The organism is Trueperaceae bacterium (assembly GCA_002707365.1).
Taxonomy (GTDB): domain Bacteria; phylum Deinococcota; class Deinococci; order Deinococcales; family Trueperaceae; genus UBA6957.
The window spans coordinates 139,190-157,023 of sequence record PAMQ01000017.1; the positions used below are offsets into that span (position 1 = coordinate 139,190).

Genomic DNA, 17,834 nt, shown 5'->3' on the forward strand with positions numbered 1-17,834 from the left:
AGGCTCTGGAACCGACGTATTTAGTTGCCAAATGGGAAGGAAAGAGGCAACTCTAAACATGCTTTTCCAACTTGAAGTAACAGAAAATGATTCATTGAGTTTAAGGGGATTATTTACGAATATTTTTTGCTGAACTTTACTTCGTGGAGGTGTGATAGTTGGGGTTGTCGTATTTCAAGTAAGCAAGGCGACGAGTACGTTTTGAGGTTGATTATAACTTTGGTTTCCAGAGGAAACTAAGGTATCGTGACGCCGTGGCTATAGGTGGAGTTAATTTACAGCGACTTGTCGTTGGTATTTCCGGTGGGAGTGGAATAGTTTACGCCTTAGATCTACTAGATACTTTATCTCCGTTATCGGTTGAGAGTCATGTTGTGGTTACCGCGGGAGCTAAGCGAGTTATAGCTGAAGAGTACAGGGAGCCTTCTCTGGATTCTGAAATCCCAGCTGACGTCTTATATAACAATACCGATTTGGGGGCTGGGATTGCCTCTGGGTCCTATCGGACCATGGGTATGGTGGTAGTCCCCTGTAGTTCTGGAACTTTGGCAAAGATTGCTCAGGGGTTTACTGACAATTTACTCACTCGGGCTGCACATGTGACTCTAAAAGAGCGTAGGCCATTAGTTCTAGTGGTTCGTGAAGCACCATTTTCAAGGCCCATGTTAGTCAATATGCTTGCTTTACATGATGCTGGCGCTATTATTTTGCCAGCGTCCCCAAGCTTCTACCACAAACCCGGAAGCATAACGGAGTTAATTGGGACGGTTACTGCACGCGTATTGGATCGGGTCGGGATAGTACACGACCGGTCTCCGAGGTGGAAAGAAGCTGATGTCTAAATGGGGTTGGATGGTTTTTCAGCGTTAATTCCAGCTGCAGGTGAAGGAAATAGGTTGGGGCTAGGCCCCAAGGCATTTGTGAGGCTAGGTAGTCGAATGCTTTTGCAGTACGTTGTAGAAGCATTCCGACCGTACGCTCAGGAAATTATTGCTGCGGTCCCTAAAGATCAGGTTAGCCAAGCGAAAGATCTTTTACCAGGAGTCAAAGTTATTGTTGGTGGTGACACGAGGCAACAGACTGTGCGGAGGCTAGTGGCTTTAGCCACTAAAGATTTGGTACTTGTACACGATGTCGCACGACCGCTTCTGAGGGCAGATGTGATACGAAGAACTGCTAGAGCCGCAGCTGAAAATGGTGCAGCAACAGCGGCAGTACCTGTTCAAGATAGTTTGATGGATATTGATACGGAGACTATGGTCAACAGGGAAAGTCTGTGGGCAATACAAACTCCTCAAGCGTTTCGACGGGAAGTTCTCCTTAGGGCACATGAAACTGCTTTCCAAAACGGACGTTGTGGTACGGACGATGCGGGTTTAGTTCGTGAACTCGGGCATCCGGTTACTCTTGTAAAGGCTGATTCTCTTCTTTTAAAGATTACTACGCAAGAAGACTTATTTATTGCGCGATCGGTAATAAGGAGTGACTATCCTATAGATGAATAGTTTGCGAATTAAGGCACCAGCGAAGATAAATCTAGGCCTTGGTGTAATGGCAAAGCGAGGCGACGGGTTTCATGAAATTGACACTCTTTTAGTACGGCTTGCTCTGCACGATGTTGTTAACCTCAAAGTAATTCCTAAGGGCATTAATATTGCTTGTAACGATACAAGGGTTCCTAAAGGAAAAGATAACCTAGCGGCTCAAGCGGCCCAGTCCTATTTCGATGCGACAGGAGTGAAAGGGGGGATAGCTATAGAGATTGATAAAAATATACCCGTTGCTGCTGGTTTAGGTGGGGGGTCAAGCAATGCAGCGGCAGTCCTTCTTGGTCTTTTGCAACTCTATCCACACCAAGTTGACTTACTCTCGTTAGCTCAAGAGCTAGGTAGTGATGTTCCTTTTTTTGTGCTGAATTTACCTGCTGCCCGCGCAAGAGGTAGGGGAGAAAGGTTACAAGAAATTGGCATCACTAAGCGGGAAGTTGTTCTTATTAATCCAGGGATCGAAGTTCGGTCTAAAGATGCCTATAGGGCTTTAAATAATTTTACTCCAAGACTACAAATAGCTAACATATTAACGGCCTTGGGCGGCCAAGGTGAATTGCGTTATTTTAACGGCTTGCAATCTGGGATATCTCGGAGACATGCCGGTGTCCGGTCAGCTCTCAAGGCTCTCCGAGGACAAAAGTTGGAAGGTGTACTAATGTCTGGTTCTGGGTCTACCTGCTTTGGGTTAGCCTCTGGTTGTGAAAGCGGACTCGATATTGCCAGGAAATTACGATCAGATAATCCGACATGGTGGGTGCACACCACGACTTTAGGTTGAAAAAACTAATTCAAAGCGTCTTAGCCTCCTGTTATCCCCTCTAGCCGGTTTGCTGCTGGGATCGTTCTAAGAAAAACTAAATACAATTGAGATATTCGATGGTTAGCAAAATGCTGCACCTAGGTACAGGAATATGTGCCAAAAACCGTACTAGAGTATGTGTTTTTTAGTAGGGCTCGGTACTACCTCCAGAGCCTTCTTTACATTGACACATTCTTGGGCGTTTATGGATACTCGTCGTTTTGCCCAGCTTGCGGAGTTTGCCACTAATCGTAAAATTTCTTTGTTGTGGTAAATTGGCAGTGTTTCATGGCCCGGACGAACGTACACAACCCGTCCGTAGCCGCGTGACCAGGTGCATACACTTCGGAAGACTTCACCACCCTGAAACCAAGACATCATTAATAGTTCATCTGGAGTTGGAATGTCGAATCTCTCACCATACATTTCTGTTTCCTTGATCTCAATATAATCACCAATACCATCCATGATCGGATGGTTAGGTTGAAGGTTCCAAAGACGCTCTTTCTCATCCGCCTCTCGCCATTTTAATCCGCAACTGGTGCCCATTAGAAGTTTGAAAGGCTTGCTGAAATGAGCCGAATGCAAGCCAATGAATCCCATCCCATCAAGTACTTTTTCCTGTACCAATCTAGCGGTTTCGTCTGCAACCTGATTATGGGCTGCGTGTCCCCACCATATTAAAGTATCGGTTTGGTCGAGAATTTCCGGTCCGAGGCCATGATTTGGTTCCTTGAGGGTAGCAGTACGGATTGAAAAATCGCCGAATTCAGATATTCCAGTCGCAAGTTGCTTATGAATGCCATCAGGGTAAATTGAACGAACCGTGTCATCCTTAAGTTCGTGCACATATTCGTTCCAGATCGTAACTCGGATGGGTTGACTCATTGTTAACTCCTATAGAGCAATAAATGTTTAGGCCGCTCGTAAAGCCATTCTACGATGAGTTTTGTCTAGGTGCTATACGTTAGCGTAGGAACAAATCATACGAACCATACTGATCATAAATATGGACGTCTGGGTGAGGTGATTTTGGACCCGATCATTTTTATGATTCAGTCAGTAACTGCTCCCTGGTCAGCACTTGAAACTAACCGTGCGTATTTGGCGAGTACTCCGCGCTGGTAACGTGCTGGTGGTTGTGACCATTGATTGCGTCTCGTTTCCAGTTCGTTTTCGTCTAGAGCAACAGATAGGCGGTTGTCTTTGGCGTCAATTGTAATTTCGTCACCTTCTTCGAGAAGGCCGATCGCACCACCAACGTACGCTTCGGGGGCTACATGACCTACTACTAATCCGTAGGTTCCTCCCGAGAAGCGACCGTCTGTTATTAGTGCGACTGAATCTCCAAGACCCTTGCCAATGATAGCGCTTGTGGGAGATAGCATTTCCCTAATACCGGGCCCACCTTTGGGACCTTCATATCGAACCACGATTATGTCCCCAGCATTAATCTGATCTTCTAAGATCGCGGTCATGCAATCTTCCTCTGAGTTAAAGATTCGAGCTGGACCAGTGATTGCTGTGTATTTAAGTCCACTTGTTTTTGCCACAGCCCCGTCGGGCGCAAGGTTTCCTCGGAGAATGGCGAGATGGCCGTGGGTGTATTTGGGGCGGTCAATTGGTAGAACAACGTCTTGATCTTTTGGGGGCTTTGAAGGAATATCGCGAAGGTTCTCAGCTACGGTTTTTCCAGTTACTGTGAGACACTCACCGTTTAGCAAGCCTGAGTCGAGAAGCATTTTCATCACTAATGGAATGCCGCCGACTCGGTGTAGGTCTGTTGCGACATAACGTCCAGATGGTTTAAGGTCGGCAAAGTGCGGCGTGTCAAGGCGTATGCGTTCGAAGTCATCTAAGGAAAGCGGTATGTGTGCTGCGTGAGCAGCGGCTAGTAGGTGCAATACGGCATTTGTGGAGCCGCCGACAGCCATGACTACCCTTATTGCATTTTCAAAAGATTCACTAGTCATAATGTCCCGGGTAGTAATGTCATCGTGAATCAGACGAATTAGTGCTTGGCCACTTAGTTCTGCTGAAATACGTTTTTCCTCATCTACGGCAGCCATTGTTGACGAGTATGGGAGGCTTAATCCCATTGCTTCGAAGGCAGATGACATTGTATTAGCTGTGTACATTCCCCCGCATGATCCTGCCCCTGGGCAAGCGTTATTCTCTATAGCTTTGAAGGTATCGAGTGAAATTCGGCCAGCACTATATTCCCCAACGGCCTCGAATGTACTGACGATAGTCAGGTCTTGACCGTCATGTTTACCCGGTTTTATGGTACCCCCGTAAACGAATACTGATGGGATATCTAGCCTAGCCATTGCAATCATGCAGCCTGGCATGTTCTTGTCGCATCCGCCAATTGCCAATAAGCCATCCATACTCTGGCCACGACAAACGGTTTCGATCGAGTCAGCGATTACGTCTCGAGATACGAGGCTACATTTCATGCCCTCAGTGCCCATGCTAATTCCATCAGAGATAGTTATTGTTCCAAAGGTTTGGGGCATTCCGCCTGCATTCTTGAGGGCTAATTCGGTAGCCTCTGCAAGACCACCGAGGCCAGAGTTGCATGGGGTTATGGTGCTGTGGCCATTAGCCACGCCAATTATCGGTTTGGTGAAATCACTATCTGTAAAACCTACAGCTCGAAGCATCGAACGATTAGGCGCTCTGTGATCCCCCTCAGTAACAACGGCGCTACGCCGATTGAGCTTTTTCGCATTGTGCGAGATTTTCTGAGCCATTTAATCCTCCACGTTTTATGTGAGCATTCTACCCGATACTCTTCCTGCCTCGTCCCTTAATGTTCCTGAGACCTTATGGTTAAAGTCATTTTTGATTAAATTGCGAATCTGGAAATCTGTAACCAGGTCAGGCGAGTATCGGGCTAGTAGGTCCAAATTTATATTTTCAATTGTGTGTTTTGCATAAGGTTAAGCAAGGAACGAATTGAGTCGTAATAACGCTTTGTCTAGGATAGTATCGTTCTTGCAAAAGGCAAACCGAACAAAAGCATCTCCGAGTTGAGCGTGTGCTTTGGAGTAAAAGGCGCTAGCTGGGATAGCTCCCACCCCAATACGTTCAGGCATTTCGTGACAAACCCGCAAGGAATTACCGTGGTTAAGTTCGCTGATGTTAGCCATGACATAATAGCTACCATCCGGTACTAGTGGTTGGAAGGGTGTTTGTTGGAGACCTTTAATAAAGCGATCACGTTTCGCCAGATAAAAAGACCGGAGTTCAGAAAAGTAGTTGTTTTTGGTAGCGTATCGAATCATTTCTGATGCCGCGATTTGCAGGGGTGTAGCTACCGTAAAAGGTATCCATTGATGGGCTAAACGTAGGGCCTGAATCATCCATTCCGGCCCTATAGCCCAACCGATTTTCCAACCCGTGACTGAGAAAGTTTTTCCTAAGCTAGATATTGACAGGGTACGTTCCCAAGATCCCGGTCGAGTTGCTACATGCATGTGCGGCTTGTAAGCTATGTGTTCGTATACTTGATCGGTCACGATGTTGAAATCGAAGTGATCAGCCATCTCTACGATGGCATCGATCTCCTCTCCGCTAAAAATTTTCCCCGTTGGGTTGTGTGGGCTATTTAAAACCAATAAACGGGTGCGATTATTACAGGCCTTACGGAGTTTTGTTAGGTCTAAGTACCACTCTCCATCGGTAGTTGGTTGAAGTGGCACGTAGATGGGTTTTCCACCAGCCATGATCACGTCAGCCGGATATGCATCGTAAAACGGTTCGATTACGATTACTTCGTCACCAGGGTTAACAAGAGCTTGGGTGATAGCGAAAAGAGCCTCAGTCGCACCAACAGTTACTTGAACATTTCTGATTGGGTCAAGCTGTCTGCCGATAAAGTCGCCGTACATTAAGGCTAGCTCATCGTTTAAAACTGCTTCTCCTGGTACTGGGGAGTATTGATGCGGTCCGGTGGCCGCACCTTGGAAAGCGTCAATTGCAAATGCAGGGGGGTTAAAATCAGGGAAGCCTTGGCCAAGATTAATAGCTTTGTGTTCGAGGGCCAATCTTGTAAAGGTAGTAAAAACGGTTTCGTCAAGAGATTGTATTCGCTGGCTTCTTGAGTCAGTAAATTGTCGTGGCAAAGTAACAACACCTACTGGTTCAGAGGTATTTGGTTTCGAAGGGCCTCGATTATTGCCTGGGTCATATCGGTTGTGGTTAGGTTGCCACCAAGGTCCTTTGTAGAACCTTTAGCTAGGGCAATTTGCACTGCGTTGTCAATCGCCTCGGCGGCTCCAGCCTGGCCACACCCGTAGCGAAGCATCATGGATACTGAAAGTATAGTTCCTACAGGGTTAGCGATTCCGGCGCCAGCAATATCCGGGGCGCTTCCATGGACTGGTTCGAAAAGGCCTATGTCCCCTCCTAGGCTAGCAGAAGGTAGGACCCCAATAGAACCTGGAATTACGGCTGCCAGGTCGGATAATATGTCGCCAAAAATATTGCCCGTTACTACAACGTCGAATTCTTTAGGAACCTGGACTATCTGCATAGCCGCGTTGTCTACATAAAGGTGCTCTAGGGTTATTTGGGGGAACTCACTCGCATGGACTCCTACGACAACGTCTCGCCAAAATTGTGACACGTCGAGGACATTAGCCTTGTCAACGTTAGTAACTTTGCCTGATCGCTGGATTGCACTTTCAAATGCAATACGAGCGATGCGTTCTACCTCATGTCGGTCATAAACCATTGTTGCAAGACCTTGGTCTTTTCTATTGTAAGAGGGTTTTCCAAAGTAAATTCCACCGGTTAATTCCCGAAGGATCAGCATGTCTGTTCCGGTAGCAACCTCTTCTCGAAGAGGGGATAGGTGTTCTAGGCCCGCAAAGACAGTGACTGGTCTCAGATTAGCAAATACACCAAGTAAACGACGGAGATTTAAGATGCCGGTTTCTACTCGTAACTCACGTGGCAATTGATTCCATGGGTGATCTCCAACAGGCCCTCCAGAAGAGCCCATAAGAACAGCGTCTGCATTTACAACGGCCGCCCTTGTCTGTTCGGGTAGCGGATCCCCGAAATTTTCCACAGCACCACCACCAAATGGGTAGCTTGTCACGTCGACTTCGAAGTCAAATATTGTGCTAGACACCTCAAGGATTTCAAGGGCAGCGTTTATCACCTCAGGACCAATAAAATCTCCGGGTAGGACAGCTATTTTCTTAGGTTCCATCTCTTATCTCCCTCACGCTATTTTCTTTGTGGTTAGTACCAAAACAATGGCGATGCGACAGGTTTCGGATATTAATCGGTTGAATATTTTGTTTAGTCACTAAGATAAGATAGAGAAGAAGCAGTTTCAGTCACCGCTGGCATTCCTTCTAATAGGTCGGCGATAGGATCCCAGCGCCCAGCCAGGAAAGCAGACTGGGTGCCTTCTGGAAGGTAAACTGAGACAGTCTCCTTATCAAAATTAAGGCTCAGATCTTCGATATTCAAGGTTGCTATGCTTTCTGGCCTATCAGATGTTAGCGTGGCTAGGCGTTGAATGTCTGAAGCAGATGCTTGGAAGCATGGAAGACCTAACGTAGTACTGTTTCCAAAGAAAATCTCAGCGAAACTTACAGCTATTATTGCTCGAATGCCGTATCTATAGATAGCTTGGGGAGCATGTTCACGGGACGAACCACAGCCAAAATTACTACCTCCAAGAAGAATTGTCGATTTGGCGAACCGACGGTCGTTCAGGGGGTGTGTTTTTTCGTTACCATCGGCATCAAATCGTTCGTCCTCGAACAAGTGGTCACCCAGACCATCAAAAGTAACGCATTTTAAAAATCTAGCAGGGATGATGCGATCAGTGTCAGTATCGTCTCCTAAAACTGGTACGCATTGTCCTGCGATGACTCTCAGTGGCTTAAGGCTACTCATTATGCTCCTCCCGTGACATCAAAAACTGACCGCGCGTCACTTATGGTTCCGGTAATTGCGGCAGCAGCTACCATTACCGGACTCATGAGTATGGTTCGACCAGTTGGACTACCTTGACGGCCTTTGAAGTTGCGGTTGGAAGAGCTAGCGCAAAGTTGGTCGCCTATCAGCTTATCTGGGTTCATTGCTAGGCACATTGAGCAGCCTGCCTCCCGCCATTCGAAACCAGCTTCTCGAAAAATTCGATCAATTCCAAGCTCTTCGCAAGCTGCCTTTACAAGTTGAGACCCGGGTACAGCTATAGCTTTTACCCCGGGTTGAACATGATGGCCCTTCAGCAATTGAGCGACCTCTAAAAAATCTGAAAGACGTCCGTTGGTACAACTACCTAAGAAAGCAACATCGACCGGAGTTCCAGCAATTGGAAGCCCAGGCGACAGTTTCATGTGTTCGAGGGCCTCAGCTACGCTTTCACGGTCTTCGGGCTGAGAACCTTCAACAGTTGGAATAGATTCATCAATAAAAATAGCTTGTCCGGGATTTATTCCCCAGGTAACGGTGGGAGCGATTTCTGAAGCCTGAATTTCTATGTAGTCATCGTAATGACAGTTGGGATCAGAGGCAAAAGAGCTCCAAAGCTCAATAGTTTGTTCCCATTTGTTTCCATTTGGAGCATATGGGCGACCTTTTAGGAAATCGAAGGTTGTCTTATCAGGATTTACGTATCCACAGCGGGCGCCGCCCTCAATTGACATGTTGCACACTGTCATGCGCTCTTCCATTGTCATGCGGTCGAAAACCTCGCCACCGTACTCATACGCAAAACCAAGTCCTCCCTTTACCCCAAGGTGCCGAATTATGTGCAGGATTACGTCCTTGGCGAAAACCCCTGGTGGCAGTTGGCCATTCACTTCAATCCGTCGTACTTTTAGTTTGGATACGGCAAGAGTCTGAGTCGCGAGGATATCCCGCACTTGACTAGTTCCGATACCTATTGCGATCGCTCCGAATGCTCCGTGTGTACTAGTGTGGGAGTCCCCGCACGCAATTGTGGTACCAGGTTGGGTGATTCCCTGTTCTGGACCAACCATATGCGCTATTCCTTGCTTCCCGCTGGGGAGATCGAATAGTTTGATGCCGTACTGGTCGCAGTTAGCACGTAATTCAGTAATCATCTCATTTGCCAACGAGTCTTCGAATGGTTCAAGTTGCGAAATAGTTGGAACGATATGGTCAACCGTAGCGAATGTGCGTCCGGGCATTTTGACTGATAGATCAAGGTCGCGGAGCATTCCGAAGGCTTGAGGGCTAGTAACTTCATGGATCAGGTGGGTTCCGATTAAAAGTTGAGTCTGTCCATTTGGGAGGGTTCTTACAGTGTGTTTATCCCAAACCTTCTCGAATAGGTTTTTTGCTTTGGACATTGTTACCCTCCTATAATTATGTGTTTCACTGGGTTAATCATTATTTCAATCTTAAGTTTACCTAACTCGTGATAAGTACGAACCAATTGTGAATATCGGACTCTAGCTACTGATAACGTAAAAGTACGATCTACTAATACTGAGTGAAAAGCGGACCGGTTATTGGTCACGGCGTCACCGGCAAGCATAGCGCAGGGTATACGGAACCAAAGGGAGCTGTCAAACAATCTGCTTGAACATTTATGGGGGTTGCGGCGAAGGCTGAAGAAGTATTGTCTGGGTTAGCTTTATTAAGAAACTCGACTGTATATATTCAGTATTTGTTGTTCAACAAACAAGTCCGCGCTAGCTCCCAATATGATAATTTCCTGGGCACTCTTGTAGGATTTTGAGAAAAGGCTTAGGGCCTTCTTACGATAATGTTTTCGAATTTCCGGAGTAGACGAGTGTGTGGAAGGCGGCCTGCAGTAAGAGGACGGACAAGAATTGAAAATATGCCTGTGATGTTGGCTCCAAGTACATCGGTAAAAAGTTGATCACCTAGCATCGCAGTCTCAGACGGTTGATGTCCGAGTCGTTTCAAGCCTCTCTTAAAAGCGAAGGAAAACGGCTTTCCTACCAAAGCTACCCCATCGACTCCAAGATTATTCGCCCAATAATGAACTCTTTCGGGTTGGCCGTTGCTTAGGATTAATATAGCGATATCGTCTTTCTTTAATGTTTTAAACCAGCTCTTAAAGGACGGAGCCATTAAGGAACTATTGGATGGGATAACGGTATCATCAAGGTCCACCATAAGGGCAGATTTGCCGTGACTCTTGAGTAACGTTGAGTCCACTTCATAGGCAGCCTCAACCAAAAGATCAGGCTTCAATAACATGGTGGACTTTAGCACGAATATTTAGGTTGGAGAGCCAACGGATGGTTGACGTTTGCATCTCGCCTAGCTCTGGCTTGGAATTGATTAGCATTTGAGATAGACGGCTGGCAGTCGGTATGTAAATTAAGGTTTTGATAGGTTAGTTGTTGAGTTTGGCTGGTAAACTACTATCTATCAGGTTTCCGTAGAAAGGCTAAGTATTTCTTGTAATAATTTGACAAAACTCTCGTCATCATCTAGCCAAGGATAATGCCCACCTTCGATTAGGCTCATTAGGGAATTGGGCATTTGTTGAAGTCCTGCTTCTAATTGATCGGGATATATTGTTTGGTCGTTGCGGCTTCCAAGAAAAAATGTTGGTGTCGAGATTGCTTTAAGAATCTCGAGGGCGTCCAATTGCCATGTTCCGTGAAGCTCTGCCTGAGTTTGAGGGCCTAGAAGGGCTGTGCTATCACTGTGTTCTAGCTGTAGCCGAGAGGCAGGGTTAGGAAATTCGAGAGCATCGAAAAGCTTTTTAGGGTTTACCCATTGGAAAGCTTGATTCGTTGCCTCTATTGGGTCATGAACTGCAGTGTTGGATAAAATCTCTTCATTAGGGAGGGCTTCTTCTAAATGACCGCTAAGTTTCGCAGCGTGGCGTTGAAGTGTGCGGCTAAGTAGTGGCATAGATAGCCAAGGATTTATTAGGATTAGTTGCGTAAAACGTTCTGGAGAATCTAACGCTGCCCTAGCCCCAATTTGGGCGCCGAATCCATGTGCAATTAATGCAGCCCGTTCAATTTCAAGTGAATCAAGAACGACTTTAACGTCGTTGACCAAATTGTCAACCGTAAAGTCATTTTCCGTATAGCTGCGGCCCCCACCACGTTGATCGGCATAAATCATTTGATAAGACTCCAACTCCTCGCCCATCAAATCGCGAAATGAATGACTGTTGTAACCTGGTCCTCCGTGTAAAAAATAGATCGGTTCTCCTTCTTTAGGTCCAACAAGTTCAACGTAAAGGTCGGCATCTGCGCACGTGATGTGGAAAGGCTGGTCGAGAAACACTATCACTCCACCCCTACTTCCTTAGCAACTTTAAAAACCCACACCTTAGGACCTTTGGGAGTGTTTTGCAAGGCATGAGGAAAGCTGCATTGGAGCAAATAGAGGTTGGGCTGACTAACGCTTCGAAGGACGCCCTGGGAGACAGCTCCCTGGGATAATAAATCCCGTTCAATGACTTTAAGAGCGCGGTAGGCATCTGGTTCGTTCAGTTCAAAAAAATAGGTCCACATTACTCTCAGTGTATCCTTCGCATAAAATTGAGGCTTATTAATGGCGGGTTTTGCATATGGTAATCTCCCCGTGATTTTAGAGTGGGTTGCCGGCTAAACCGTTGAACGGTTTTGGCGTTAAGTCCCGGAGGTACGCCCTAGGATTGTTGATAGTTGGTACGGTTATCGCGCTAGGACTGCTCGATGGACACATAATAGACCCAAAAGAAGGAGCCTACCAGAACTGAGGTCGCTGATTAAGAGAGGGAGATACCGTTAGGCAAACATGTGCATACATGCATGCGGTCAGTGAAGGAACTACAGAACCTGACATAGTGAAGACGATCCTCTATGGTCGAGAGCTTATTCGTTACTGGGAAGACGAGAGATTGCTTGCCTTTGGTTGCATTGCTTTTATTAAAACGGTTAAGAAGCCTCTTCACGTTGTACTTGAATTCAGTAAACCAAAATGGGTCGACGTAGAGAGAGCCTTTATGGCTCCTGATCCACACCGGGTTACGTCCTGAGAGTGCCTTGCGTAAATTATTAGGTACGATCAAAACTCGGCATGTGCCAAAATTGGCGGTACAAAATAGTCTATGAGATTTTAGAGAGGTTGAATATTAATGCTGCATTAGCATCTGTTTGTCGTTCTAGTTCTACTATTGAAATGCCTCTTATTGCTGCCATGAAATTCGCGACGATCCAAACATTGCTTGGAACGTTAGGCTTACCTCGTTTTGGATTAGGACTCAAGAAAGGACTATCAGTTTCTAATAAGAGTCGGTGAGAAGGAACCAATTCTGCCGCTTTGTGTAAAGCTTTTGAATTCTTATAGGTTAGGTTCCCAGCAAAAGAAACCATCCAACCCATATCTAAACCTATCTCAAGTAAAGCTTCATTTCCGTTAAAGCAATGCAGAATGCCCTTCTTCAAATTAGATTCGGCAATTGCTTTTGCGGCTTTTTCCGAGGCCGCAAAACTACCTTTTTTGTCTCTAACATGTAGGATTAATGGTTTATCTACGGCCCTCGCTACAGTAACGTGCCACTCGAATAATTCGAGCTGTGCTTCTAGAGATTGAACATCCCAATGATTGTCGAAACCTGTTTCGCCGATCGCTACCACCTGAGAGTTTTGGGCGAGGGTGGAGATCTTAAGTCGAGCTTCAGGATTCGCAGCCTCATCTTTCTCGTTAGGGTGAATACCAACTGCTGCCCAAACTTTTTCAATTTGTTGGGCTAATTTTACAGTCGTCTGGCTAATACGTGCAGTCGTCCCGACGGTTATCAAGGCAGACAAGTCCTTGCCTATAACAGAATAAGGGACTTCACATTGATCAAGATGGCAATGGCTGTCTATCACACTTTCCAGAGTACACTTTTGGCAGGATAGGAAGGCGATTTTAGCTAGGTCAAGTTCAAGTTAAACGGAAGCGAGCTAAGGCTTAAAAATTTACATGATTTAAGTCTTGATCTTCAGGCGAAAAATCTGATAGGTCTAGACGGTCGATCAAACAAGGATGATCACGGTTGTTTAGCAAGAGGGGAGCAAAAAATTTCACGCTTTCGTGGTGAAATCATGCGTACTATTCTTTATAATGAGACAATTGAAGAGGCTTGTTGCTATTGCTTTTCTTGGTTTTAGCTTTACGCAAAATTTGCCATCAACAATTGACTTAGAGGTGTCGGGGTCGACAAGTAATATAGGCACGGACCCGATCCAGGTTAAGGAACAGGGAATCGCGTCATGGTATGGGCCAGGATTCCACGGAAAGACTACCGCTAATGGCGAGCGATTTGATACCACCCAGTTTACTGCTGCCCACAAGAGCCTCCCCTTCGATTCAATGGTCTCCGTGACCCGTTTGGATACTCAAAAGGAGGTTGTGGTTAGGATAAACGACCGTGGCCCCTTTGTCCCGGGTAGGATTATTGATCTTTCACGTGCTGCAGCAGAGGTACTTGGACTTGTCGAGACAGGAGTAACTTGGGTTGAGTTAGAGATAATGCAAATACGAGATGGGGAAGTTCCCCTAATTGGTGAGCCAAACCTGGTTGGACGACAAGTAAGATCTTGGCAACACAAACCGGGACAACTGCTTGTTCTATCATCTGGTAGCTATCCAGTGCCAATTATTGTTCGGGTTGTGAAGTCAGAGCTTATGGGTGTGGGTAATGGACTTATGGTTTCCCCAAATGTAGCCACATTACTGGGTGATCGAGCTACCATTATCGCTGATTAGATTGTTTCAGGTTAACCTACACTTTACTTTCCAATTAACCTCGTTTACAGGCGCCTGTTATCTCTTTAGCAAGACGCTTGGTGGTGCCCTCTTTTCGGATTGCATGGATTAGAGCTGAACCAACCACGACTCCATCTGCCACTTCGGCGATTGCCCGGGCAGTCGTTTGGGATGAAACACCAAAACCTACGGCCACTGGTAAAGACGTTACCTCTCTAGTACGATTTACGAGTGCAGGTACCTCAGCAGGGAGCGCAGCTCTCGAACCAGTAACACCTGTGACAGAAACTGCATAAACGAAACCACTGCAGGAAGAAGTTACTTTTTGCAAACGCTCCGTTGTTGAGGTTGGGGCTACTAAGAAAATAGTGGAAAGGTCGATAGGTATTGCCGCTTCGCGGAGAGCAGTTGCTTCTTCCGGAGGCAAATCCGGAAGTATTATCCCATCAGCGCCAGCTTGCTGAGCTGTGTGGACAAAACCGCTTTCGCCATTAGCGTAACAATAGATGGGATTGTAGTAAGTCATGATTACTATTGGTTTGTTTGTCAATGACCGGAGTTCTCTAATTAATTCAAAAGTTGTTTCTGTTGTTACGCCCTGAGATAGAGCGGCTTCTGACGATTCTTGGATGGTGGCTCCATCGCCGAGTGGGTCTGAAAACGGTAGTCCCACTTCCAGGATGTCAGCGAATTTAAGTAGATCAATTGCATGTTGCAAAAAATCGGTTGGATTAGGAAATCCAGCTGTGAGAAAGGGGATAAAAGCCGCCCTATTCTCCTGTGCAGCAGTTTTGAAAGCGGTAGTAATGCGATTCATAAATCGGCCTCGCTGTTCATCACCTGCATTGCCTCAGTGGCGTCTTTATCGCCTCTACCAGAAAGATTAACAACAAGGATTTGTTCGGCATCCATATTTGGGGCTACTTGGATGCTGTGGGCGATAGCGTGGGCGCTTTCAAGAGCAGGGATAATGCCTTCGGTTTCACTCAAAACCCGAAAGCCGTTAAGAGCTTCATCATCGTTGACTGAGACATATGTAGCCAAACCATTGTCCGCAAAAAAGCTATGTTCTGGACCAACACCAGGGTAGTCCAATCCAGCAGAAATTGAGTGAGCAGGAGTGATCTGACCATTATCGTCAGACATCAGGTGCATCATGGCACCGTGTAAAACCCCAATCTTCCCAGCATTTATGCTAGCTGCGTGTTGGCCGCTATCCATACCCTTTCCTGCTGCCTCAACGCCGACTAGAGTTGGTCGTAGTTCAGGAGGAAGATAAGCAAACGGTGCGAACATTCCAATTGCATTAGAACCGCCACCAACACACGCAATTACGGTATCTGGTATTTCACGACCTTCAGCAAGTTTAAGCTGAGACATAGTTTCCTGACCGATTATGCTCTGGAAGTCACGAACAATCATAGGGTACGGATGGGGGCCGACGACAGACCCAATAATATAGAAAGTATCCCGAACATTTGTCACCCAATCCCGGATAGCCTCGTTGGTAGCATCTTTTAGAGTTTTGCTACCGCTCGATACTGGACGCACCTCAGCACCAAGTAATTTCATGCGAAAAACATTTAAAGACTGCCTTCGTACATCTTCCTCTCCCATATAAACAACGCAATCAAGCCCAAAAAGGGCTGCTGCTGTGGCACTTGCGACACCATGCTGACCTGCTCCTGTTTCAGCAATAATCCGTTTTTTACCCATACGTACGGCTAATAAGGCCTGCCCTATAGTGTTGTTGATTTTATGGGCACCCGTATGATTTAGATCCTCTCGTTTCAAATAGATTCTAGCTCCGCCTAAATACTTGCTGAGATTTTCCGCTTGATATAGCAGGCTTGGACGTCCTACATAGGTTTCCAAATATCTCTTGAACTCGCATTTAAACGCTTCTTCTTGACTTGCTTGTAAGTAGGTTTCCGTTAACTGGTCCAGAGCTGGGATTAAAGTTTCTGGGACGTAACGACCACCATAAGGACCAAAACGACCTTGGGCATCGGGGTAGGGAAACATTCAGGGGACTCCTAAAAAGTAAACAGTGGTTGTTTGAAAACGATAGGGGCGGATTAATGAAGACGCCACTACCAACGTTGGTGGTGCCACTTGAAGCTTCTTGGAGTACGCTCTCGTCTCCTATAGGCCATGACACACTGTAGCTGAACTAACAGGACTTCGCTAGTGGGGGGAGTAGCAACCTAAAAGGTTTTAAGCCAGGTGAGATGAGAATCCGAAAGTCTAAATGGCCTAGGTCTGATTCTGTCGATATCAAAATAGGGCAGAAGATCAATTGCTGAAAGAGGCTCTGGCTTCTCAATAAGGCCCAGAGAAAAACCAAGAAGACCCACGATCCGATTTGCTGGGACTCCGGCCTCCCTAAGAGCTCGGAGGGTAAGAGAACCCGTGCGTTTCGACATGCGCTTCCCTTCGGCCGTATGTACCATAGGTACGTGAGCAAATACGGGAGGCGAGCTACCCAGCAATTTATAGAGAACGATCTGAGTTGGGGTGCTACTAAGTAAATCGTCACCCCGAACTACTTCTGTTATGCCCATGGCTGCGTCGTCAAGGACAGTAGCAAAGTGGTATGCCCAAGCGCCATCGGCTCTACAAACTAGGATATCCCCAACACTTTCCAGTGCTGAAGCGGATTTGGTGCCAGTCAAGATATCTACAAAATTGACTATTGATTCAGATATACGTAGCCTCGTGCTAGGCAATTTTCCTGAACTAATCTTTTGGGGAGAAGTTAGTTTATTTGCCTGCCGTTCGGCCTCGCCATAAACTATAGGTTGTCCATGGGGAGCAGAGGATAACGTACGAAGATCCTTCCGAGAGAGGAAGCAGGGGAAGGTCAACCCATTTGATTTAAGAAATTGTAATGCGGCTTCGTAACGATCGTTAAGTTGACTTTGTCGATAGGGACCATAAGGACCACCGATATCTGGGCCCTCATCCCAATCAATACCTAGCCAACGAAGTTCATCGAGATTCCCGAGTACAGTTTCTGGAACTGTACGGGTGCTATCTAGATCGTCAACTCTGATAACAAATGTGCCTAGATTCTTTCTGGCCCGCCACCAAGAAATCAGTGCTGTCCGGGCATTACCTAAGTGGAGCCAACCGGTGGGACTAGGTGCAAATCGACCGCGGTACAAAATTCAAGCACCTAGTTCAATCTTACCAGCGTTAATGGCTGTAATACGTGCCAGGCTTATCACGGGAATGTCCAGATCCTTGAGTCGTTCTCGACCCCCCTCGAAGACTTTTTCAATCACGCATCCGACACCTAGAAGGGTTGCGCCTGCCTCTCGTACTAAATTAATTAGGCTTTGTAAAGTCTTTCCAGTGGATAGGAAATCATCGATAAGAATAACTTTGTCACTCTGATTTAGGTATTGGCTGGATATTATAAGGTCGCTCAAGTCTTTCTTTGTGGGGCTGATTATCTTCGTACTGTATGTTTTACCGGACATAGTTATGGGTAATTTCTTCCGAGCGAAAACGACCGGTACCTTATAGAATAATCCGGTAGCTAGTGCCGGCGCGATGCCACTAACTTCTGCTGTGACAATTTTACTTGCAGTTTTGACGCCTTGTTCTTGAAAAGCTTTATGGAGCTCCCGACCTATAGACACAGTCAATTCGGGATCAAGCTGATGATTCAAGAAGCTGTCTACTTTGAGGATCCCACCAGCAAGACCTTGGCCTTCTGTTAGGATGCGTCTTTTAAGTTCATCCATCGT

Annotated in this window: 19 protein-coding genes; 5 read left to right on the forward strand and 14 right to left on the reverse strand. The window is 46.4% G+C overall.

Annotated features, from left to right (window positions below):
* The first annotated feature begins 260 nt into the window (after window positions 1-260).
* From CMO31_08585 to ispE, 3 genes are read left to right on the forward strand one after another with little or no spacing between them, the layout of a single operon-like run.
* Entirely contained in the window at window positions 261-842 is a 582-nt protein-coding gene (locus tag CMO31_08585) for a 3-octaprenyl-4-hydroxybenzoate carboxy-lyase (protein ID MAZ54048.1), read from the forward strand.
* Window positions 843-1,505: a 2-C-methyl-D-erythritol 4-phosphate cytidylyltransferase gene (ispD, locus tag CMO31_08590; protein ID MAZ54049.1), complete on the forward strand. Its 663-nt coding sequence runs from the start codon at window positions 843-845 to the stop codon at window positions 1,503-1,505.
* Window positions 1,498-2,328, forward strand: a complete 831-nt coding sequence (gene ispE, locus CMO31_08595; GenBank protein ID MAZ54050.1) for a 4-(cytidine 5'-diphospho)-2-C-methyl-D-erythritol kinase — start codon at window positions 1,498-1,500, stop codon at window positions 2,326-2,328. The genes ispD and ispE overlap by 8 nt, the downstream gene beginning before the upstream one ends.
* A gap of 150 nt (window positions 2,329-2,478) precedes the next feature.
* Here ispE and CMO31_08600 read toward each other — a convergent pair whose 3' ends face one another.
* The 9 genes from CMO31_08600 to CMO31_08640 form a co-directional block, all read right to left on the reverse strand.
* Complete coding sequence (locus CMO31_08600) at window positions 2,479-3,237, reverse strand: trehalose utilization protein ThuA (GenBank protein ID MAZ54051.1); 759 nt, start codon at window positions 3,235-3,237, stop codon at window positions 2,479-2,481.
* A gap of 167 nt (window positions 3,238-3,404) precedes the next feature.
* Window positions 3,405-5,105 (reverse strand): dihydroxy-acid dehydratase, encoded by a 1,701-nt coding sequence (gene ilvD, locus CMO31_08605; protein ID MAZ54052.1) that lies wholly within the window; start codon window positions 5,103-5,105, stop codon window positions 3,405-3,407.
* A gap of 189 nt (window positions 5,106-5,294) precedes the next feature.
* Window positions 5,295-6,479: an aminotransferase gene (locus tag CMO31_08610; protein ID MAZ54053.1), complete on the reverse strand. Its 1,185-nt coding sequence runs from the start codon at window positions 6,477-6,479 to the stop codon at window positions 5,295-5,297.
* A gap of 11 nt (window positions 6,480-6,490) precedes the next feature.
* Window positions 6,491-7,573 (reverse strand): 3-isopropylmalate dehydrogenase, encoded by a 1,083-nt coding sequence (gene leuB / locus CMO31_08615; GenBank protein MAZ54054.1) that lies wholly within the window; start codon window positions 7,571-7,573, stop codon window positions 6,491-6,493.
* A gap of 92 nt (window positions 7,574-7,665) precedes the next feature.
* On the reverse strand, window positions 7,666-8,271 hold the full coding sequence (locus tag CMO31_08620) for an isopropylmalate isomerase (protein MAZ54055.1): 606 nt from the start codon (window positions 8,269-8,271) through the stop codon (window positions 7,666-7,668).
* A complete protein-coding gene (leuC, locus tag CMO31_08625) occupies window positions 8,271-9,695 on the reverse strand; it encodes a 3-isopropylmalate dehydratase large subunit (protein ID MAZ54056.1) in 1,425 nt (474 codons plus the stop codon). The genes CMO31_08620 and leuC overlap by 1 nt, the downstream gene beginning before the upstream one ends.
* Before the next feature lie 400 nt (window positions 9,696-10,095).
* A complete protein-coding gene (locus CMO31_08630) occupies window positions 10,096-10,575 on the reverse strand; it encodes a YqeG family HAD IIIA-type phosphatase (protein ID MAZ54057.1) in 480 nt (159 codons plus the stop codon).
* A 174-nt stretch (window positions 10,576-10,749) separates the two neighbouring features.
* The gene (locus tag CMO31_08635; protein ID MAZ54058.1) at window positions 10,750-11,631 is read right to left on the reverse strand and encodes a hypothetical protein; all 882 of its coding nucleotides are present in this window, start codon (window positions 11,629-11,631) and stop codon (window positions 10,750-10,752) included.
* Window positions 11,628-11,855 (reverse strand): hypothetical protein, encoded by a 228-nt coding sequence (locus CMO31_08640; GenBank protein ID MAZ54059.1) that lies wholly within the window; start codon window positions 11,853-11,855, stop codon window positions 11,628-11,630. The genes CMO31_08635 and CMO31_08640 overlap by 4 nt, the downstream gene beginning before the upstream one ends.
* A 275-nt stretch (window positions 11,856-12,130) precedes the next feature.
* Here CMO31_08640 and CMO31_08645 point away from each other — a divergent pair, with 275 nt between their 5' ends.
* Window positions 12,131-12,361 carry a hypothetical protein gene (locus CMO31_08645; GenBank protein MAZ54060.1) on the forward strand — a complete coding sequence of 77 codons (231 nt, stop codon included), beginning with the start codon at window positions 12,131-12,133 and terminating at the stop codon, window positions 12,359-12,361.
* A gap of 70 nt (window positions 12,362-12,431) precedes the next feature.
* On the opposite strand, the gene CMO31_08650 is transcribed toward CMO31_08645, so the two are convergent.
* Complete coding sequence (locus CMO31_08650) at window positions 12,432-13,238, reverse strand: deoxyribonuclease (GenBank protein MAZ54061.1); 807 nt, start codon at window positions 13,236-13,238, stop codon at window positions 12,432-12,434.
* A 196-nt stretch (window positions 13,239-13,434) separates the two neighbouring features.
* Between CMO31_08650 and CMO31_08655 the strand changes: the two genes are divergently transcribed.
* Entirely contained in the window at window positions 13,435-14,079 is a 645-nt protein-coding gene (locus tag CMO31_08655; protein MAZ54062.1) for a hypothetical protein, read from the forward strand.
* Window positions 14,080-14,113: 34 nt separating this feature from the next.
* Here the strand turns inward: CMO31_08655 and CMO31_08660 are convergent, their stop codons facing one another.
* From CMO31_08660 to xpt, 4 genes are all read right to left on the reverse strand, one after another.
* Window positions 14,114-14,896: a tryptophan synthase subunit alpha gene (locus tag CMO31_08660; protein MAZ54063.1), complete on the reverse strand. Its 783-nt coding sequence runs from the start codon at window positions 14,894-14,896 to the stop codon at window positions 14,114-14,116.
* Window positions 14,893-16,104: a tryptophan synthase subunit beta gene (gene trpB, locus CMO31_08665; GenBank protein ID MAZ54064.1), complete on the reverse strand. Its 1,212-nt coding sequence runs from the start codon at window positions 16,102-16,104 to the stop codon at window positions 14,893-14,895. Before trpB ends, CMO31_08660 begins: the two co-directional genes overlap by 4 nt.
* Before the next feature lie 182 nt (window positions 16,105-16,286).
* Window positions 16,287-17,249, reverse strand: a complete 963-nt coding sequence (locus CMO31_08670) for a tRNA glutamyl-Q(34) synthetase GluQRS (protein MAZ54065.1) — start codon at window positions 17,247-17,249, stop codon at window positions 16,287-16,289.
* Window positions 17,250-17,831, reverse strand: a complete 582-nt coding sequence (gene xpt / locus CMO31_08675; GenBank protein MAZ54066.1) for a xanthine phosphoribosyltransferase — start codon at window positions 17,829-17,831, stop codon at window positions 17,250-17,252. It lies immediately after the preceding gene.
* Window positions 17,832-17,834 lie beyond the last annotated feature (3 nt).

What these genes read in the sequence shown, in the direction of transcription:
- ispD (MAZ54049.1), top strand. Translation starts at nt 843, where the DNA reads ATGGGGTTGGATGGTTTTTCAGCGTTAATTCCAGCTGCAGGTGAAGGA.
- ispE (MAZ54050.1), top strand. Translation starts at nt 1,498, where the DNA reads ATGAATAGTTTGCGAATTAAGGCACCAGCGAAGATAAATCTAGGCCTT.
- CMO31_08600 (MAZ54051.1), bottom strand. Translation starts at nt 3,237, where the DNA reads ATGAGTCAACCCATCCGAGTTACGATCTGGAACGAATATGTGCACGAA.
- ilvD (MAZ54052.1), bottom strand. Translation starts at nt 5,105, where the DNA reads ATGGCTCAGAAAATCTCGCACAATGCGAAAAAGCTCAATCGGCGTAGC.
- leuB (MAZ54054.1), bottom strand. Translation starts at nt 7,573, where the DNA reads ATGGAACCTAAGAAAATAGCTGTCCTACCCGGAGATTTTATTGGTCCT.
- CMO31_08620 (MAZ54055.1), bottom strand. Translation starts at nt 8,271, where the DNA reads ATGAGTAGCCTTAAGCCACTGAGAGTCATCGCAGGACAATGCGTACCA.
- leuC (MAZ54056.1), bottom strand. Translation starts at nt 9,695, where the DNA reads ATGTCCAAAGCAAAAAACCTATTCGAGAAGGTTTGGGATAAACACACT.
- CMO31_08630 (MAZ54057.1), bottom strand. Translation starts at nt 10,575, where the DNA reads ATGTTATTGAAGCCTGATCTTTTGGTTGAGGCTGCCTATGAAGTGGAC.
- CMO31_08640 (MAZ54059.1), bottom strand. Translation starts at nt 11,855, where the DNA reads ATGTGGACCTATTTTTTTGAACTGAACGAACCAGATGCCTACCGCGCT.
- CMO31_08645 (MAZ54060.1), top strand. Translation starts at nt 12,131, where the DNA reads ATGCATGCGGTCAGTGAAGGAACTACAGAACCTGACATAGTGAAGACG.
- CMO31_08655 (MAZ54062.1), top strand. Translation starts at nt 13,435, where the DNA reads ATGAGACAATTGAAGAGGCTTGTTGCTATTGCTTTTCTTGGTTTTAGC.
- CMO31_08660 (MAZ54063.1), bottom strand. Translation starts at nt 14,896, where the DNA reads ATGAATCGCATTACTACCGCTTTCAAAACTGCTGCACAGGAGAATAGG.
- trpB (MAZ54064.1), bottom strand. Translation starts at nt 16,104, where the DNA reads ATGTTTCCCTACCCCGATGCCCAAGGTCGTTTTGGTCCTTATGGTGGT.
- xpt (MAZ54066.1), bottom strand. Translation starts at nt 17,831, where the DNA reads ATGGATGAACTTAAAAGACGCATCCTAACAGAAGGCCAAGGTCTTGCT.